The sequence below is a fragment of the Pseudomonas sp. 05N432 genome (assembly GCF_056396945.1).
Window position 1 is genome coordinate 84,776 of sequence record NZ_JBFTMM010000010.1, and the last position, 17,175, is coordinate 101,950.

Consider the following 17,175-nt stretch of genomic DNA (forward strand, 5'->3'; position numbering starts at 1 on the left):
GACTCACCCACATAGGTAACAACTCAGTTTTTGCGGCTGCCCTACCTTTTCCGGATAGAACGCCATGGGGTGTACTCCACCTAAATAGATGACCGTCGCAGAAGCGGAGGTCTTTTAGTGTACGACAGCCCGGAAGCATTTACGTTTTCAAACAAGTTACTAGGAAAACGAAGGCGCTGGGGAACACCAAATTCTGCATTAAGCAATTTTCTCCACATTTTAGTACCCGTCATTCTACTTGTGTCGGCCGCCCGGCGCTCAAGGCTTACCCCAAGAGACATTGATATTTTACGGAAGCTTTCCAGTGACTCTTCCAAAGACGACTCCTCTGCCTTTCCGAATTCGGAGTCTGAATATATCTGCACCCGCTGGATAGTCATGAGTTTCTCATTGATGGACTGCATAGACAGTGAAACATCGTGTCTGGCTAAGCTTTGAGCTTTTATTTGTGAAGGGCTCGAATACCGCCGCTTTACGGACCATGCGGTATTGTTCGAAGCCTCATATGCAGAGATGATCTTTTCAGTTGCCGCTTTGATCTGTTCTGATCCTGGAGGGGCCGCGATTATAGCATTTCCGAGATCGCGTCCTTCGACGGGACCTATCAAGATACCTGCCTTTGCCTCTAAAGGTGACATAGGTGCTGTCATCTCGACATCCACATCCATGTACAATGCACCCTTTTCTAGAAGCGCTACTCTGGCGATGTCACTTGCTGCCGCATAGTTTTTGAGTGGACCTGATCGTTCGCGCTCAAAAGCCGCCAGCAACTTTGGACCAGCGCTGTCGAATATCTCACTTACATTTCTGATATTTATTCGATGACTTAACATTTCCCGCATTGCTAAATGGCTGCCTTGGCCTGCTCTCCTATCGACCCAAAGAGTGCCTTTATAGCTTGGGTTATTAAACATAAATTTATTGATATTGATCGCGCTCCCTACTGATAGCGATCCCCCCATCCAAATCCAGTTGGCACTTTCCGGTATCGTCGACATGGCTCCCGAGCTGTCTATCAGGTTAATTGGATTATTATGAACCATTCCATATAGATTCAACCCATCAACAATCCCAGCCGGGTCTGGATTAATCCACCGCTGCAACCACGGTGCATAATACCGGAAGCCGTAGTAATACAACCCCGTCGCATCCCTTTCCTTACCCGAATAACGAACATACTTGTACTTGGCTTCAACCTGCGAACGCCCCATCCACCAGGCCGTACCGCCATACGCGTAATACCCCTCATAACTGATCAGGCTGCCACGGCCATCCAGTTCCAGCGTGCTACTGCCCAAATAGTCGTCGAGGCTGTAACGCAACTGATCTTCTTCGACGTCATCCGGCTGACCGTGCGCCCAATGCAGTAGCCGAACACTGCTACGTCCCGCCTGGACATTAAGCACGTGCAACACTTCGTCAGGGCTGTCCGCCCCATCGCTACGAATCTCCAGCCCCGGCAAATACCGAACCTCGGTTTTTCGGGTCACGCTCGCCGCCTGTGCATGACGAACCTTGCGCACTCGCATACCGGCACCGTCGTAGAGATAGCGCTCGCTGTCGTTTTGGCCGTTTGCCCGGGTCACCAACAGGACTTCGCTGAGTTGATTGCGCGCCGTCCAGCGCATCGCTTGTCCCGGCGCCAGAAACTTGAGATTGCCGTTGTCATCGAAACTCGCAGCAAAGTCCGGCTCTTGGCCCTCGACCTGGGTCAGCCCGCGATTGCTGCCGGCTTCAACAAGCATGGTGTGCGTGGGTTTACCGCTGTGATGCTGTGCGAGCAGATTGCCGCCTGCGTCATAACTCCAGGTCTGGCTGTAGTGCTGTAGTCGAGCAGGATCCGGGGGGGAGATCAGCTCGGGCAGTGCTGGACCATTGACGACTGACGCTACCTCACGCCCGGTGGCGCTGATCAATTGATTGAGCGAGTCGTAGCTATAGCGGTTGACCGGTTCGACACGTTGATTGGCAAACCAGGTGACCGGTTGGGACTCATCGGCCATGCGGATAATGTTACCCACCGGGTCATAGGCGTAATGCAGGTTTTGCAGGGTTCGTTCACCTTTACGCGCGAGCAACTGCAGCAGTCGGCCATCGGCGGGATCGTAGACGCTGCTGCTGCTGCTGACGCCATTGTCAGCCTTCTCGCGTTCGACCTGGCCAAAAGCGTTATAGACCATGTCACTGACCAGCACGTGTTCCGACTTGCCGGCAACCGTCAGCCAACTGCTCTGCAATTGCCCTTGAACTGTGTAGGCATAGCGCCGAGCATGTCCAGCGGCATCAAGATGCTCAAGCACGCCACCCAGCGCGTCGTACTGCCAGTGAGTACTGTAGATTTTGTCCGCCTCCTGCTCCAGCAAGGCATTCTGTTGGCTCTCGGCGACAGGCCACCCAGGGTGATCCAGTGCTGCCAGAAAACGCCGTGATTCCGTGAGCGGTTCCCCTTGCAGGTTGTAGTCGGGCACCTCACGCGTACCGGCAGTGTCCGCATGGCGAATCAACCGACCACACTGGTTTCGAGCGCTGACCTCTGATTCAGCCGAGCCGTAATAAAAACGCTCCACACACTGCATGGCGGTATTGGGCGAGGTTTGCTCGATACTCAGTGGCCGGCCCATCGGGTCGTATTCAAAGCAAGTTGTATTCCCCGCCCCGTCCCAGTTCTGCCGAACCTGCCCGGTGTCATCCTGCAATGCCAACCGCCAACCGGCATCAACGCTGATGGTTAACACGGGTTGTCCAGACAAGCCAGGAACGCGAATCATCGAGGCAATCGGTGTACCGCCTGAGCCCAAACGCGGGTCCCAATTCGCCAGCGATCGACCGGCCGCATCAAAAGTCTCGCGCGTTATTCGCGTCTCAGGCCGCACATCGCTGCTGGTCTTGCGGTAATAGGCTACGGACGCCACGGCCAGGCCACGAGCGTCGACTACCGCCAGCATGGGTGTATTGCGGTGCACAGCGTACTCGGGTTCCATCGACAGACTCTCGATGCACAATCATCGCAGGTTAGACGAACATGCTGAGGGCCGCTTGAAACGGGTTCGACTCTTTGGCGAGAGACCGCAGAAACACGGGCTTCGGACATTTCCTGCACGCTGTAGCGGTTTTGGTGAACTTGTGCCGGGTGGGCCAGGCGAATAGCCTTCGTCTGTCGCTGCAAAATCAGTGGCAAGGGTGTGGAAGCCCTTCAAAAAAATCTAGGTGCACGAGCGCCTCTAAATTCAAGCAGGCGCTTTTCCTTGATTTGGTTTCAGGAACAAGCCAATGAAAAAGATCACCCCCAATCCCCCCGCCTCCATCAGCCGTCTCTTCACCATCAGCCCTGACGTCGACACCGAAACCCTGCTGATCCACACCTCCGAAACCCTCGCCTCGCTCAATGCCATGGCCACCGATCTGGCCTTTGAACTCGAAGGCTCGCGTCGCAGCGTGGCGTTGGCGATTCAGCAGTTGACCGTGCTGGGTGAGTTGATGGTCAACCGGGCACTGGAGCACCTCGATATGCCTGATTTGGCATCCGGCGTTCGCCATTGAGTGTTCAGGTTCGTTTATCCAATGGAGGTACAGCCATGGCTCGCGTTAATGCCCATCACCGGGATCGACAACAACTTTCACTCGCTGGTTATCGACACCGAAGCACCGCTCGACGTGCTGCACGACACTGCCGCCTACCGCATCAGTGCGGTGACGCAGTTGCTGGAGAATCTTGCCCTGCGTGAAGCCCCCCACAACGATGCCGTCGTTTTGCAGGACTTTGCACGGGTGTTGGCGATTCCGCTGCGCGACGGTTGTGATTTGCTGGATGTCATTGGTCGACGACTGCAAGCGCAGGTGTCGGCGCAGTAATGAAAATAGGCGATCTCAGGGGTTAATGCCGGTCTGTAAAGGAAATGCATTCTGTAAAACGAAGCAAGCCCCCTGTGGGAGCGAGCCTGCTCGCGATAGCGGCGTGACAGTCAACATTGATGCCGAATGTAAAACCGTCATCGCGAGCAGGCTCGCTCCCACATTTTATCTTTGCTGTTTCGAACTTTGCGTTCACTTGATTGACCGTCATCAACCCCTGGGGTCATCCATTTTTCTGTGTTGCAACACCCCTCCCCTCACTTCGCCCCGCTGACAATAATCTTCCCAATCATCTGCGGGTGCAGTGCGCAGTAGTATTCAAACGTCCCCGGCGTATTGAACTGATAGGAAAACTGGTCGTTGGTGTCGAGCGCCGCTGAATGGAACACGTTGTGGGTTTCCTTCACCGTATGGACCGTTTGATCGTCGTTGACCCAGGTCACTTTGGTGCCCACCGCTACCGTCACGTCCTTGGGCGCAAACATGAATTCCTTGATATCGATTTTGATCCCTTCTGCCCACGCCGGTATCGACACCATCAAGCAACCCAAGACCACTACACGCAGTAAATGCTTCATGTCAGCGCCGTCCTCAAACGAGTGTCGAATCGATCAATGCCAATGGATGATCGCCCTGCGTCGCCTTGACCTCGGTAATCCCCAGGTAGTTGCGCAGTTGATCGGCTGCCACGGTCATCGGTCCCGGTGCTGGCCCGACACCGGGTGCGGGTTGCGGGTAAGCCGTGCCGCGTGCGGTGTGGAAGGTGATGTTGCCCTCGACTTTCTGGATGACCTGATGGATGTGACCATTGAGGACCGTCACCGAACCGTATTTGCGCAGCATGGCGATGGCCTGATCGCCGTCTTCGGTGCCCCAGCCCCATGGCTGGTAGATCGTCCACAATGGAATGTGGGTGAACACCACAACCGGTGTGCTGGTACTCACCGCCTTTAAATCATCTTGCAGCCAGGCCAGTTGCTCGGCACCGAGCGTGGCCTCATGGCCGGCCTGGAAGTTGAAGACATTGACCAGCGCGATGAAGTGCACGCCGTGGTCGTTGAAGCTGTACCAGCCATTGCCTTTGGTGCCTTTGCCATAGCGCTCGAGGTAGAGCTTGCCGCCGCCCTCATCGAGGGTGTCGTGCTCGCCTGGAATGTAGTGCACGGTTGAAGGCAGGCCTTTGAGCACAGATGCGGCCGTATCGAATTCCTCGGGTTTGGAGAGGTGGGTGATGTCGCCCGTGTGGAGGATCAGCGAAGGCCGTTTCGGCAGCGCAATAACTTTGTCGATGGCGACCTGCAAGGTCTTCAGCGGTTCGGGATTGGCGTCCTTGTTGAAGCCGATGTGCGAGTCGCTGATTTGTACGAAGTGGAAGGTGCTGTCCAGCGCTTTCGGGTCCTTCACCTGGCCATCTTCGCCCAGGGCGAACGCTCGCGGAATGCCACCGCTCAATGCCCAGATGACACCGGCACCCGCCCACGCCGAGCACTTGAGCAGGTGCCTGCGGTCGGGGTCCAGGGGGCCGTCTGTACGTTTTTCATGTGATGCCGGACGAATGTTCATGGGAACGCCCTCGTAGCGGTCTACATTGATGAACTGACAGGATGTACAACCGCGCCGGTCGGGGTTTTATTCCCGGGAAAAAAATATTTTTCATTCCGGGAATAAAACGCAGCGAATCCGGGTTATAGGGGGCAAAGGCTGGGGCACTATGAAGCGATTTGAGGAGCTGCTTGCACCGCATATGGATGCCGCTTACAACCTCGCGCGCTGGCTCACCGGCAGTGACAGCGCGGCACATGATGTGGTGCAGGAAAGTGCACTCAAGGCGTTCAGATTTCTGCATCGCTTTGCCGATGGCAATGCCAAGGCCTGGTTCCTGACGATCGTCCGCAACGAGAGTTACAACTGGCTAAAGGGCTCGGCCAGCCATCGTTGGGTCGCCATCGGCGATGAAATCTCGCAAGACAACGTTGCCCTGAGCCATAGCCAGACACCGGAGCTGCTCGCCATGCAGGCCGAAGACGCTGCACGGGTTCAACAGGCACTGCGCGCCCTGCCCCCGGCTTTTCGCGAAATGATCGTCCTCAAGGAATTGGAGGATATGCCCTACAAGGACATCGCGAAGGTGGTGGACATACCTCTGGGAACCGTCATGTCAAGACTGGCCCGGGCTCGCGCCATGCTCAAGCTGGAACTACTGAAGTTGCAAGGCCATGAATGAGATCAACTGCACGGTCTGCCACGAATTGATTCATGGCTACCTGGACCATGAACTGGATGCAACGACCACTGCAAACGTTGCCGGGCACCTGTCGCACTGTGCCGACTGCCAACGCGTGCATGATGAAATGCAACGGCTGATCAGCAGCGTCAAGGCCTATGCGCCGTATTACGCGGCGCCCGATGCGCTGATTCAACAGATCTTCGTCAATCTCCCGTCACCGACCTCTCCCTGGCAAGTGGTGAGAGATGCCACGCGAAAGTGGCTGGCACCGGTTTTTTCCGCGGTCGCGCTGGCCATGGCCCTGGTGTTGTATGTGGCCACGCCTTCGCCTGAGCAACCCTGGCTGGACGAAGCGGTGTCCAGCCATGTGCGCTCGTTGATGGCCCAGCACTTGAACGATGTCGTATCGTCCGACCGGCACACGGTCAAGCCCTGGTTTACCGGCAAGCTGGATTTTTCGCCACCGGTGTTCGACTTCTCGGCACAGGGTTTCCCTTTACTCGGCGGGCGCCTGGATTACCTGCAGCACCAGACGACCGCTGCACTGTCTTACGGGCGGGCGAAGCACATCATCAACGTGTTCATGGTGCCGACGACAGAAACCGATCAGCCCCGGAAAAACCAGTTCATCCGCGGTTACAACGTGGTCGCGTGGCAACACAATCACATGCGTTTTATCGTGATATCCGATCTGGAAAAAAACGAACTGGAAGTCTTCAGCCAGTTGCTTGAACAGGGGGCTTTTTAACGGCAGGCGTTACGTGAAGGCTGCGGCGCGATGAGGCGCGTCATGAAATGTTGTTTATCGCGCCTGGAGGAAGGTGTTCGCCCAGTGTTATGGCCTGGCAATCCATGCACCGGTAAAGAGCCCCGACACTGGGCGAACGGGGGGATTTTAATGCAACGCGAACGTCCTGTCCGTTGAAAGATTCTGAATTAATCTGCCCACCCTATTTCTGCCAAATTGTTTGTAACGAAAAAAAACGAACCAGTTCGACCACCCTTGATTCCCTGAGCAAGAGCGCAAAGATAGCGGGCAGCGCTCTGGATCAGTACCCGGTCATTTCCAGATACCCGTTGCCGGCATGGCTGCCGCTCAGTTGCACCGGCCCCTCCCAGTAGGGAATGCGCAAATCCATCCAGGCCCCGGGGTTCAGCGCGCTGCTGGTGATATCCAGGCCTTTGCCCGGGACCTTGATCGACCAGCGCGTCGGCAAACGCCGCCCGGCCACCTCGGAAGACGCCAACGGCGTGAGGCTGATCTCGTCTCGCGAGAGTTGCACAACGCTGCCATCCGGGTTGATCCAGCTGCCGGTCAGGTACACCCCTGCGTCCTTCTGTCGAATCCGATACAGCATCACTTGCGCGCCACTGTCCAGGTGCAGGGAAAACCAGTCCCAACCGGTCTGGCTCGCCGTCAGTGGCTGACTGCTCCACTCACGGTCGAGCCACGCCCGGCCACTGACCTGATACGTCGTGCCGTCGATTTCCAGGCTGCCGCTGGCCTGGAAGAACGGCTGGCTGTAGTAGTACGACGCCTGGCCCTGCTCGGATTTTTGACTGAAGCCCTGCTCGCCTTGCAGCACCAACGGCCTATTTGAGGTGAGTCGCAGCCGATAGTTGAAACCCTTGCCGCTGGCCTGCATGTGCATCTCGGCCAAAGGGTTCACGGTGTCGGTTTGAGTGTTCAGGCGCCAGTCATCGATCCACGCCGCAAACGGCACGCTCTGAACCCCGGCCTGGCCGACGCCACCGCGGGCATAACGCTCGGCGGCGTGATGAACGGTCGCCGAGGTCACTGCCGCATGACCGAGCCAGACGATCTGGCTGGCCCAGCCGGGTTGCTCGGGCCCGGCCTTTAGCGCATTGCGAAACAGCGTCCACTGCACGCCAAATTCCCGGCCCTGCGGGTCCTTGAGGTTGGCGGTGATGTACCACCACTCGACGCGGTAACCGTCATGAGCACCATGATCGGCCGGAAAGCTGAATACCCGGCTCGGCGTCACCTGCTGGAACGCCGCCGCTTCACTGCCCAGCCCGGCGAAACTTTCGTTGTGCGTCGATGAGTCATCGCAACCAGTCAGTGCCAGCAACAACACGCCAACGGCCCAGTTAATCCTCATGGGCAAAGCTCCTCAGCAGGTCCGCCGGTTGCGTGCGATAGAGCTTGAACAATGGCCAGGCCGAGGCCAGTAACGTCGCCAACATCGCCAGCCCCATCAATTCCACGAGTTGCAGCGGGAACACCCGCAACGGCAGGCGCCAGCCGAACGCCTGAACGTTGATCACCGTGTCCAGGCACCAGGCCAGCGCCAGTCCCAAGGGTAACGCCACCACCAGCGTGAGCAGGGCCAGTAACCAGGTCTGCCCGAGGTTGAGCAGCATCAGTTGTCGGCGCGTCACGCCCAGCGCCCACAACGGTGCCAGTTGCCCGAGACGGCTCTGACTCTGGGTGAGCAAACTGATGAACAGCGCCACACCGGCCACGCCGAGGGTCAGGCTGTTGAGCGCCGCCGTCGCCGCGAAGGTCCGTTCGAACACCTGCGTCGACCAGCCCTTGAGCCGGGCCTGATCGACAATGCGGCTGTCGTCCAGGGCAAAGCGCGTTTGTAGCGCCGTCAGCAGCGCGGGGATTTGCGCCGGATCGAGACGCAGGTTGAAGCGACTCGGCGTCAGTTGCGGCCAGTAACGCAGCAGGTGTTCGGCGTTGACCAGCAAGTGCCCCTTCGGGTTGCCGTAGTCGGCATAGATTCCGATCAGTTGCGGTGACCACGCGCCTTGAGGTGTGGGAACGCTCAGACGGTCACCGAGCCGCAGCTTGAGTCGACGGGCCAGTTGTTCGCTGAGCATCACCGTGTCATGCGCCACCAACTGATCCCAGGGACGCTCACCCAACGCGTCAAGCAACGGCCAATGTTCGCGATAGGTCGGATGGTCGATCACCCCGTAAAGGTCCGCCGGCCAGCCCTGCAACGACACCGCAACCTGCCAGCTCGGCAACACCGCGCTGAGCTTTTGCTCCGGCAGCCACTGCTGCAGTTCGGTGGCCTGTGCCGGGTTCTGCGGGTTGACGTAAAGCTCGGCAGTCAGCCGTTGCTCCAGCCAGTCACTGAACGTCTGACGAAAACCGGCGGTCATGCTGCCGGCCCCGATGTTGGCCGCCAGCGCCAACAGCAGCGCCATCAAGGCCAGGCTCAGGGCTGGCAACTGCTGACGGCAATCGGCGAGAAACCATTGCCCCAGCACCGACCGGCTGCGCCGCACGAGCCGATTCAATACAGCGTCGAGCAGCACCGGCAAACTCAATGCGGCACCGATCAATAACGCAGCCATCAACACAAAACCACTGGCCAGGCTGTCCCCCCACGTCAACGCAATCAGTCCGATCGCCGCAGCGACTGCGGCCACCCAACCCTGACGCCGCAACCAGCGCGCATGAGCCTGATGCCAGGCTTGCGGATTGGCCAACGCCAGCAACGGCAGCTGCGCTGCCCGCAGCAAACTGTTGGCGCCGGCCAGCAGTGCGCCGAGCAGGCTCAATCCGAGTCCGCTGAACCACCACAGCGGGCTGAGGCTCAACTGCCCCGCCACTTCGGCACCATACAAACCACGCAAGCTGGCGGCCACGTCCGGCAACAGCAGACTGGCCAACAGGTAGCCGCTGACTACCCCGGCCATCCCGCCGAGCAGTGCCAGCCCACCCAATTCAAGGCTCAGGCAGAAGATCAGCGTCCGCACGCTGACCCCACAGGCGCGCAGGGTTCTGAACAACCCGCGACGTTGCTCCAGCGCCAGACCAATAGCCGCGTGGACAATGAACAAGCCGACCACGAACGACAGAAACCCCAGCGCGTCGAGGTTCAGGTGAAAGCTTTCGGTAAGCCGCGCCAGATTGTTTTCCTCGCCGCTGCGCTTGAGTTGCAACTGCCCCGTCAATTCGCTGGGTAGCTGAGGCTCGGTGGCGGCGAAATCCCTGGGCAACAACAGTCGCGACAGCTGTGCCGGCAAACCCAGCACCTGCTGGGCAACTCCGATGTCCACCAGCAATACGCCGGGGGCCATGTCGACCTGACTGTGCAACGGCGGCAAGGTCTGCCCGTTGAGGTTTTGCGGTTGGTCGCCGTCACGTAAACCGAGCGCCTGCAAGGTTGACGGGGCAATCCAGGTACGGCCCGGCGGGCCGACAAAATCGACCATCTGCGCCATGTCGAGGTGTTGTCCGGCCAGCGCCGAACCGCTGGGCAACGACAACGGCTCGATACCCATCAACTGCAAGCGCAGGTCTTCATGCCCCTTGAGTTGCAGTCGCGCCTGCAACACCGGTGATACCGGCCAACCGGCCCGGCGCAGGTTGACGAACAACGCCTGAGAGAAGGTCGCGCCATTCGGCGCACTGAGGCTGGCCTGGGGTTCACCGCCAATCAGTTGACTGGCGCGGGCGTAACTTTCTCGCGCCTGACTGTTCAGCGCCTGTACCCCGGTCAGCAGGCCGGTGGCCAGCCAGAGCCCAGTCAGCACACTGAAAAACTGCACCGGGTGCTGACGCCAATGGCTGAGCAGCGCTCGCAAGGTTTCACGCAAAACGTCCATATCAGCGTTGGCCTGTGTCGACCAGGCGTCCACCGTGCAGCAGCACTTTTTCTGCCAGCCGTGCGGCGACCCGTGGGCTGTGAGTGACCATCAACAAACTGCTGGGGCTGTCATCGAGCAGCTCCAGCAGCAAGTCGAGCACCTCGTCGCTGGTGTGTTCATCGAGACTGCCGGTCGGCTCATCGGCCAACAGCAGACGCGGACGCGACGCCAGCGCCCGACCGAGAGCAACCCGTTGCTGCTGGCCACCGGACAATTGCTCCGGATAACGTTGGAGTAAATCCCCCAGCCCCAGCCGCGCCACCAGGTGCGCCTGCCAACGCAGGTCATGACGCCCGGCCAGACGTGCCTGGAATACCAGATTTTCCTCGACCCGCAGGCTGCCAATCAGGTTGTACTGCTGGAACACCAAGCCGATTTCAGTGCGCCGCCAATTTGCCAGTTGCCCTTCGTTCATCTGCTCGAGGCACTGATCGCCCATACGGATGCTGCCGCGATCAACCTTGTCGAGCCCGGCAATCAAGTGCAGCAAGGTGCTCTTGCCACTGCCGGATTCGCCCATCAGCGCCAGACTGCTGCCTTGCGCCAAGTGCAAGTCGACACCTTGCAACACCGCCAACGGACCTTGCGGGGTGGCGTAGCTCTTGAACACGCCGTGCACTTCAAGCATGGGAACGCTCGTTCAACAGAAGGTGAGATCAAGGATAGCGGACAGGATTGAACGCCCAAGTCTCCCCTTCGCGCAGGAGCTGGCGCAGCCTGCGATCTTTTGACGTTCCGATGGCCCCCGGAAAGATCGCAGCCTTCGGCAGCTCGTATGCACCGGTGTTCCCCCCCAACTCCTACGGAATGGCGGCGGCAACGGCCGATGGTGCCTGGTCAGGGATCACAATGGTCTTGAGATCGATATGACACCATGCAGGCTTCGCCCCCAGCCGTGCATTGAAGCGATAGTTGAAGGTGAAATCATCGTCGCTCGGCTGACTCAGCGGCTTGCCGTAGATCGGTTCGATCACCGCCAGGTCATAGCCCTTCAGCGGGCCGCGGCGCTGATGATCACTGTCCGATATTGGTACACCGTTTCTTGGATGCCGAACCAGCGTCTGGCGGATGTGGGCGCTGATGACTGGCCATTTCTTGACACTATCAGCACGCACTTAAAGCGCAAGAAATGCCATCTAACGTGCAAAAGCGTCAAAAAACAGATGACTCAAAAATGACACACCTACATCTTGTCAACCCTTGTAACTCAAGCTTTACGACCGTTTATCGTTTTCTTTACAGCGTCTGCAATGCCTCAACCACAGGCAGAGCCGCTGTCTGACGGCACTTGATGGCAGATCGCCTAACTCCTGACCATTTTTCAACATGAGGAACACGTCAGTTTGCTGACACGGTTTGTCCACGCTGGGCTATACCCCGACATAGTAGAAAGCTTCTTTCAGGGAGGATCTCCTGGGTGAGTGGCGTGCTAGTGAGATCACGGCTGGCGGCTCATATTCCGCATTGACCTCCAAGGGGGGGTGAATTCGATGAAGATGTATTTGAGCAAAGTTGGCAAAGACGCCTGGGTCGCGCTCCTTGCAGTCTGTTCTGTTGGCTTGGCGGCCTGCTCCTCGCCGGCTGAGAAGGCCAGCAAGTATTACGAGGAGGGTCTGGCGCTGATGGTTCAGGGCGACTTGCTCAAGGCTCTGGCACCAGGAGAGCTGCCAATGTGGTGCGAATCATCGAAGCTGCAGTACACCGCCGATGGATCATTCAACGCTGACAAATTAATTAATAATTATATCTTCATTGCCTTTTATTATTTAATAGATAAGCGTTTTGGATTCTCAATTTAATGAGGTCTAATGATGATATTCGAACCCAACAGTAGCCGCTCCATACTCCAGCGACGAAGCAGTACCAGTAACGCTATTCAGGCCGGTCTCGATTTTGTTGCTGTGATCGGTATTGCATGGTATTTGATCGATTATCATATCGGCGTTATAACGCAGGCTTATGTCATTATGCTCCTGTTGCTGCTTGGGGCGTTGGCCGTCGTGTACGACCATTATGCTATTTACCGAAGCAATGTTGGATTCACCGTCAAAGCATTTAAACTTTTGAAGGCGTGGCTTGCCGCTTTTGGTTTTCTCGTTGTCATGGCCTTTCTGACCAAACAAAGTGAACAGTACTCGCGCTTATTGGTTGCGCAGTTATTTATTATTGGATATTTCGCTCAGTTGCTTTTGCACCTGGCGACACTCGAAATGCAGAAGAAACGCTTGACCCACCCGAATCAATTGGAAGCCGCTCTTATTATTGGCTCGGGGGAGCTGGCCAGCTTCCTTCACCAGAAAATAAGCAATAATCCCTGGCTGGGTGAACGGGTGGTCGGTTGTGTGTTGATTGGGTCGCGTGATGTTCGAGGGAAGGAGGGCTCAGAAAGCACGCAACGTTTGTCGATACTGGGTAATATCTCCGACCTTGATAAGTTAATCGTGCGACATTCCATTCGTACCGTATATTTCGTTACACCGCTGGATGGCTCGGAGGTCATTAAGGATGTTTACTTAAAGCTGCTTGATAAGCACATTGCTATTAATTGGGTGCCTGACATTTTTTCACTGCGTTTGATCAATCACAGCGTTCGTGAAATTGCCGGTATTCCCGTGCTGACGTTGTCTGAAACTCCGCTGATGGGGATGCGTCTGTTTCTGAAGAATCTTGAGGACAAAGTCTTGGCTTTTCTCATCTTGCTTCTGGCGGCTCCATTGCTGGTGGCTATAGCGATTGCCATCAAGGTCGATAGCCCTGGACCGGTGTTCTTTCGACAGGAGCGCATGGGGTGGAGTGGAGTTTTTCGTATCTGGAAGTTCAGAAGCATGGTCGTCCATCAGCCCAAAGACGGCATCGTCAAGCAGGCAGAAAAGAATGATCCGCGCATGACCAGGGTTGGAGCCTTTATTCGGCGAACTAGCCTGGATGAACTACCACAGTTGTTCAACGTTTTGATGGGGGAAATGTCCCTGGTGGGGCCTCGCCCGCATGCCATTCAGCATGATGCGCAGTACTCGCCTGGCATCGCAGACTACTTTGCGCGTCACAATATCAAGCCTGGCATCACAGGCCTGGCTCAGGTGCGTGGCTTTCGCGGTGAAACGAGAGATATAGAGCAGATGATTCAGCGTGTTGAGTCTGACATTGAGTACATCAACAACTGGTCGCTCTGGCTCGATTTCGTCATTCTTCTGCGAACGCTGTTTGCCTTCACCGGCAAGCGAGCCTATTAGCCAGTCTGAAGGCAAGTTAAAAAGAGTGCCGAAAATGAAAGCGTATTTAGCGGTACCGATCCGAAAACTCATATCCCCCTCAATACGATTTGAGCTAAGGAAAACTGCAGCCTGGCTGCGAGACATACTTGGGCGAGCCTGTTTCTGGCGCTGGGAGATTGTCAGATTCAAACTGCGCAACGACAGTCCTTACGACATCCTCTATGTGGGAAGGAGAGCACAGCGGGAGATGGCCAAGGTTCTCCTGGGGGTGGAGTCTCCTGTGGCCGACAGCAAATCGGAATCGGATAAATCGAACCGTACGGTTCTGGTCAGTGAAATGCCAACTTTGGGCGCGTTGTATGTGCCTCACTTTCTGAGTGCTATCGTGCCGCTGGGTCGCTCCATTGACGATATCACGGCGGGGTACGATAGTAAGTTACGTCGAAACATACGCAAGAACCAGTCGCGCTACCGAATGAGGCAGGCGCTGACGGACGACGAAATTGAAAGAGCCGACAGGGAAATGCTTCAACCCTATGCCATCGCAAGGCATGGCACTGCCGCCTCGCACATTGCCACACATGAAGTTTTAAGGATAGCAAAGACTTTCGGCCGGCTCGATCTAATACTGTTGGAAGACGAAATTGTTGCATGCCAACTTGCGTGCGTAATTACCCGGGCCGGAAAGCGTTACTGGAGCATGATACGTGCCGGCTATCCTGAGGCAGTTTTTTCAGATGCCAAAAGGCTGAATGAAGTCAACTCGATCACTACATTCATGGAGCTTGAGTGGGCAATAAACAATGGCTTTGACTATTATGACATCGGTACTTGCCTGGCCCGTCCCGACGACGGACTTCTCGAATGGAAAAGAAGACGTGGCGGTGATATTGATACGCTGGGTAACCACGCTTATATGTTTGTCCGACTACCCAAGGTGGGTGCAGCCCAACTCCTTTGGCATACACCGTTATTTGCTGTCGAGGAAAAAAAACTGACACTTCATCTTGGCTTGCCGGACGGGCAAAACGATGAGGAAGTGGCGACTCGTTATATTAACATGGGGTTTGGCGGGCTATACAAAATTTATCTCTACTGTGCCAAGAGCCCAAGCGAATTTCTTCTCGACAGGTTACGTAGTCGTTATGCTCATTTGAAGTCCCCGCCCATTGTGGAGAGGATCATATCTACCTGAGCAGCGTTCTGATGTTAAAAAATGCAGTTCAGGCGCTTGCGCCATTTACTGTTTTTTTGTAAGGCGGATTAGAGTGAAGATGATATGTCGGAATTACGCGTGTTAACGAGCAGCCACCGGACAACATGGAACCTTGCTGCATATCGGCATATTGTAAGAGCGCGGATTATGCGAAAGCCGGCGGAGATCCCGCAAAGTGCAGCGGTGAAAAGCTGGACTATTGCGCCTGGCGAAACATCAATTTCTCCACCGGCTTTTTTCCTGCCCAATCAACTCGAACGTGTGACAGGATGGGAGGAAGAACGCTTTTTTCCTTACGAACACCCCCGTCGTACAATGGAAGGAATCGGCAGCGTTGATCATGGTCCAACACGGGGCCACCTGCTTAAAGATGTCTGGCTGATAGATGGAACACTCTACAAGGGCAACGCAAAATCCTGCTTATCTCCCAGATCTGGCTGGCTTCCAAAGATCTCCGTGGAAACCGAGATGGAGCGCGGGGCGATTTACTGCACAGCAGGTGGAAACCAATGGTTTGGCTCCTGGCTGATGGAAGACTGTGTCACTTACCCATTAGCATGCGACGAAGGAGTTCCGGTGACGACTGCGCCATCCACCGGGTCTCCTCTATTTCCCCAGGCTCCCGAATATGAGGACTGGCTTGGCATAACACCGGTTCGTTTGCGCAATGCGTTTTTTCATGAGCTCGTGATATTCGATGATCTAAGTCAAAATCGAAATAGGCATTTACGCTTTCGCGCGATGGGTGAAAAACTACTGTCACACGTAAGGTACAGCTCTCACCCCGGAGTATTCATTCTGCGAGGCGGCAACGGTGAATTGCGACTGTTACACAATGAAATGGAACTCGCTGAACGTCTGCATAACCGCAGAGGTTTTCGCATTATCGACCCTTCGAAAACCGATGTTCCAACCATCGTAGCGACCTGCGCTGGAGCAAAAACCGTGGTGGGGGTCGAGGGGAGTCATCTCGTACATGGTGTCAATGTACTTCAGCCTGGTGGCTCACTGCTGGCTCTGCAGCCCCCGAATCGCTTCATCTGTTATTACAAGTACCTAACGGATCGCGATCATCAGAATTTTGGCTTTGTGGTTGGAACGCCAGAGGGCGATGGCTTTACAATCGACCCCGATGAGGTTGAGCGCACTCTAGACCTATTCCCTTCATGAAGACTTGATCTGAACCACGCTCCCCGTCTCAAGGTCCAGCCCCCATTCCGAGTGATCAAACGCCAATTTGGGTATCAGCAACGCGCCTTGGGTCAAATAGAGTCCGCTTGATTGACGACTGACGTGTTTGTTGTGACGTTATCTTGACGAAATTACACTGACTTTCTATTTATATTTATTGTGGCGACGTACGATTGACGTAGCAGCCATGTGCCTACTATGCTCAATTTTAGTAGATAAAGATTCCTTCGTCCGACAAAAGAATACTCCTCTGCTCAGGGAGGCGATGTTATGCACCCGACACTTTTTATTAATTCCGTTTTGTTATTAATGCTCCTGAATGCTGCGACTGTTTCTAGTGCTCAGGCGGCCAGTTTGGTCTATAAATCTAGTTGCATGAGCAACTCTGGCGAGGACTTAGGGCCTCAATCAGGCATGCTGATCGAAGAGCACGCGGGTGGCGCGCGGTTTATTTTCAGAAACAGCATTGACGTGCCTTTGTCTCTTCCAGGTGGCAACGCCATTGGCTTTCACACCGACCTCTCCGGTAATTCTGACACGCAGAGCATTGCTACTCAGGGCGTGCTTAACAATAGGGTCAACACTCTCGGCGAGTGGTTCAGCTTCCTTGGGCCGTGCGCCAATACTTCTTCATTCAACAGTTTAATTGCGGCGCTTGCCAATGGTCAGTTCAGGGTTGGTCGGCATGTCCAGGGTATAGGTCTGGCTGGGACAGCCAATTCTTATATCAATCAACGGAGTGCGGTACCGCTTCCTGCGGCAGCATGGTTATTTTCTTCCGCCTTGTTTGGATTTATCGTGTTTGCCAACCGACGGAAGGTGTAGGTAGTGCTTTCGTACAA

The 17,175-nt window shown here is 55.9% G+C and carries 15 protein-coding genes and 1 pseudogene; 9 read left to right on the forward strand and 7 right to left on the reverse strand.

Translation table 11 applies throughout. The features are described from left to right. Positions 1-80: 80 nt before the first annotated feature. Complete coding sequence (locus AC1DHT_RS12715) at positions 81-2,912, reverse strand: RHS repeat-associated core domain-containing protein (protein WP_477761370.1); 2,832 nt, start codon at positions 2,910-2,912, stop codon at positions 81-83. A 358-nt stretch (positions 2,913-3,270) separates the two neighbouring features. Here AC1DHT_RS12715 and AC1DHT_RS12720 point away from each other — a divergent pair, with 358 nt between their 5' ends. Beyond that, a complete protein-coding gene (locus AC1DHT_RS12720) occupies positions 3,271-3,540 on the forward strand; it encodes a DUF6124 family protein (RefSeq protein WP_427536485.1) in 270 nt (89 codons plus the stop codon). 48 nt (positions 3,541-3,588) lie between these two features. After that, positions 3,589-3,852, forward strand: coding sequence for a hypothetical protein (locus tag AC1DHT_RS12725; RefSeq protein WP_427536483.1), 264 nt, complete (start codon positions 3,589-3,591; stop codon positions 3,850-3,852). 257 nt (positions 3,853-4,109) lie between these two features. On the opposite strand, the gene AC1DHT_RS12730 is transcribed toward AC1DHT_RS12725, so the two are convergent. Together AC1DHT_RS12730 and AC1DHT_RS12735 are read right to left on the reverse strand one after the other, a co-directional pair. Further along, positions 4,110-4,430 carry a plastocyanin/azurin family copper-binding protein gene (locus tag AC1DHT_RS12730; protein ID WP_427536481.1) on the reverse strand — a complete coding sequence of 107 codons (321 nt, stop codon included), beginning with the start codon at positions 4,428-4,430 and terminating at the stop codon, positions 4,110-4,112. Positions 4,431-4,443: 13 nt separating this feature from the next. Then, positions 4,444-5,415: a metallophosphoesterase family protein gene (locus tag AC1DHT_RS12735; protein WP_427536479.1), complete on the reverse strand. Its 972-nt coding sequence runs from the start codon at positions 5,413-5,415 to the stop codon at positions 4,444-4,446. Positions 5,416-5,563: 148 nt separating this feature from the next. Here AC1DHT_RS12735 and AC1DHT_RS12740 point away from each other — a divergent pair, with 148 nt between their 5' ends. Together AC1DHT_RS12740 and AC1DHT_RS12745 are read left to right on the forward strand one after the other, a co-directional pair. Next, positions 5,564-6,076 (forward strand): sigma-70 family RNA polymerase sigma factor, encoded by a 513-nt coding sequence (locus AC1DHT_RS12740; RefSeq protein WP_347929614.1) that lies wholly within the window; start codon positions 5,564-5,566, stop codon positions 6,074-6,076. Next, positions 6,069-6,827 carry an anti-sigma factor family protein gene (locus tag AC1DHT_RS12745; RefSeq protein WP_427536477.1) on the forward strand — a complete coding sequence of 253 codons (759 nt, stop codon included), beginning with the start codon at positions 6,069-6,071 and terminating at the stop codon, positions 6,825-6,827. Before AC1DHT_RS12740 ends, AC1DHT_RS12745 begins: the two co-directional genes overlap by 8 nt. A gap of 301 nt (positions 6,828-7,128) precedes the next feature. Here AC1DHT_RS12745 and AC1DHT_RS12750 read toward each other — a convergent pair whose 3' ends face one another. From AC1DHT_RS12750 to AC1DHT_RS12765, 4 genes and pseudogenes are all read right to left on the reverse strand, one after another. Further along, positions 7,129-8,202, reverse strand: coding sequence for a lipocalin-like domain-containing protein (locus tag AC1DHT_RS12750; RefSeq protein WP_427536475.1), 1,074 nt, complete (start codon positions 8,200-8,202; stop codon positions 7,129-7,131). Continuing rightward, positions 8,192-10,669, reverse strand: coding sequence for an ABC transporter permease (locus tag AC1DHT_RS12755; protein ID WP_427536473.1), 2,478 nt, complete (start codon positions 10,667-10,669; stop codon positions 8,192-8,194). Before AC1DHT_RS12755 ends, AC1DHT_RS12750 begins: the two co-directional genes overlap by 11 nt. A gap of 1 nt (position 10,670) precedes the next feature. Beyond that, the gene (locus tag AC1DHT_RS12760; protein ID WP_427536471.1) at positions 10,671-11,339 is read right to left on the reverse strand and encodes an ABC transporter ATP-binding protein; all 669 of its coding nucleotides are present in this window, start codon (positions 11,337-11,339) and stop codon (positions 10,671-10,673) included. Between the two features lie 172 nt (positions 11,340-11,511). Continuing rightward, a pseudogene (locus AC1DHT_RS12765) lies at positions 11,512-11,706 on the reverse strand (sulfatase-like hydrolase/transferase); the annotation flags it as partial. Positions 11,707-12,201: 495 nt separating this feature from the next. On the opposite strand from AC1DHT_RS12765, the gene AC1DHT_RS12770 reads away from it, so the two are divergent. The 5 genes from AC1DHT_RS12770 to AC1DHT_RS12790 all read left to right on the forward strand — a co-directional run bounded on the left by AC1DHT_RS12770 (position 12,202) and on the right by AC1DHT_RS12790 (position 17,158). Continuing rightward, a complete protein-coding gene (locus AC1DHT_RS12770; RefSeq protein WP_427536469.1) occupies positions 12,202-12,510 on the forward strand; it encodes a hypothetical protein in 309 nt (102 codons plus the stop codon). Positions 12,511-12,522: 12 nt separating this feature from the next. Further along, entirely contained in the window at positions 12,523-13,944 is a 1,422-nt protein-coding gene (locus AC1DHT_RS12775) for an undecaprenyl-phosphate glucose phosphotransferase (protein ID WP_427536641.1), read from the forward strand. Between the two features lie 34 nt (positions 13,945-13,978). Further along, entirely contained in the window at positions 13,979-15,121 is a 1,143-nt protein-coding gene (locus AC1DHT_RS12780) for a hypothetical protein (protein ID WP_427536467.1), read from the forward strand. Between the two features lie 84 nt (positions 15,122-15,205). Beyond that, the gene (locus AC1DHT_RS12785; protein ID WP_427536465.1) at positions 15,206-16,312 is read left to right on the forward strand and encodes a glycosyltransferase 61 family protein; all 1,107 of its coding nucleotides are present in this window, start codon (positions 15,206-15,208) and stop codon (positions 16,310-16,312) included. A gap of 291 nt (positions 16,313-16,603) precedes the next feature. Further along, positions 16,604-17,158 (forward strand): hypothetical protein, encoded by a 555-nt coding sequence (locus AC1DHT_RS12790; protein ID WP_427536463.1) that lies wholly within the window; start codon positions 16,604-16,606, stop codon positions 17,156-17,158. The last annotated feature ends 17 nt before the right edge of the window (positions 17,159-17,175 follow it).

Excerpts from the sequence above, each read along its gene's own strand:
- AC1DHT_RS12720 (WP_427536485.1), top strand. The coding sequence starts at position 3,271 with ATGAAAAAGATCACCCCCAATCCCCCCGCCTCCATCAGCCGTCTCTTC.
- AC1DHT_RS12725 (WP_427536483.1), top strand. The coding sequence starts at position 3,589 with ATGCCCATCACCGGGATCGACAACAACTTTCACTCGCTGGTTATCGAC.
- AC1DHT_RS12730 (WP_427536481.1), bottom strand. The coding sequence starts at position 4,430 with ATGAAGCATTTACTGCGTGTAGTGGTCTTGGGTTGCTTGATGGTGTCG.
- AC1DHT_RS12735 (WP_427536479.1), bottom strand. The coding sequence starts at position 5,415 with ATGAACATTCGTCCGGCATCACATGAAAAACGTACAGACGGCCCCCTG.
- AC1DHT_RS12740 (WP_347929614.1), top strand. The coding sequence starts at position 5,564 with ATGAAGCGATTTGAGGAGCTGCTTGCACCGCATATGGATGCCGCTTAC.
- AC1DHT_RS12745 (WP_427536477.1), top strand. The coding sequence starts at position 6,069 with ATGAATGAGATCAACTGCACGGTCTGCCACGAATTGATTCATGGCTAC.
- AC1DHT_RS12750 (WP_427536475.1), bottom strand. The coding sequence starts at position 8,202 with ATGAGGATTAACTGGGCCGTTGGCGTGTTGTTGCTGGCACTGACTGGT.
- AC1DHT_RS12755 (WP_427536473.1), bottom strand. The coding sequence starts at position 10,669 with ATGGACGTTTTGCGTGAAACCTTGCGAGCGCTGCTCAGCCATTGGCGT.
- AC1DHT_RS12760 (WP_427536471.1), bottom strand. The coding sequence starts at position 11,339 with ATGCTTGAAGTGCACGGCGTGTTCAAGAGCTACGCCACCCCGCAAGGT.
- AC1DHT_RS12770 (WP_427536469.1), top strand. The coding sequence starts at position 12,202 with ATGAAGATGTATTTGAGCAAAGTTGGCAAAGACGCCTGGGTCGCGCTC.
- AC1DHT_RS12775 (WP_427536641.1), top strand. The coding sequence starts at position 12,523 with ATGATATTCGAACCCAACAGTAGCCGCTCCATACTCCAGCGACGAAGC.
- AC1DHT_RS12780 (WP_427536467.1), top strand. The coding sequence starts at position 13,979 with ATGAAAGCGTATTTAGCGGTACCGATCCGAAAACTCATATCCCCCTCA.
- AC1DHT_RS12785 (WP_427536465.1), top strand. The coding sequence starts at position 15,206 with ATGTCGGAATTACGCGTGTTAACGAGCAGCCACCGGACAACATGGAAC.
- AC1DHT_RS12790 (WP_427536463.1), top strand. The coding sequence starts at position 16,604 with ATGCACCCGACACTTTTTATTAATTCCGTTTTGTTATTAATGCTCCTG.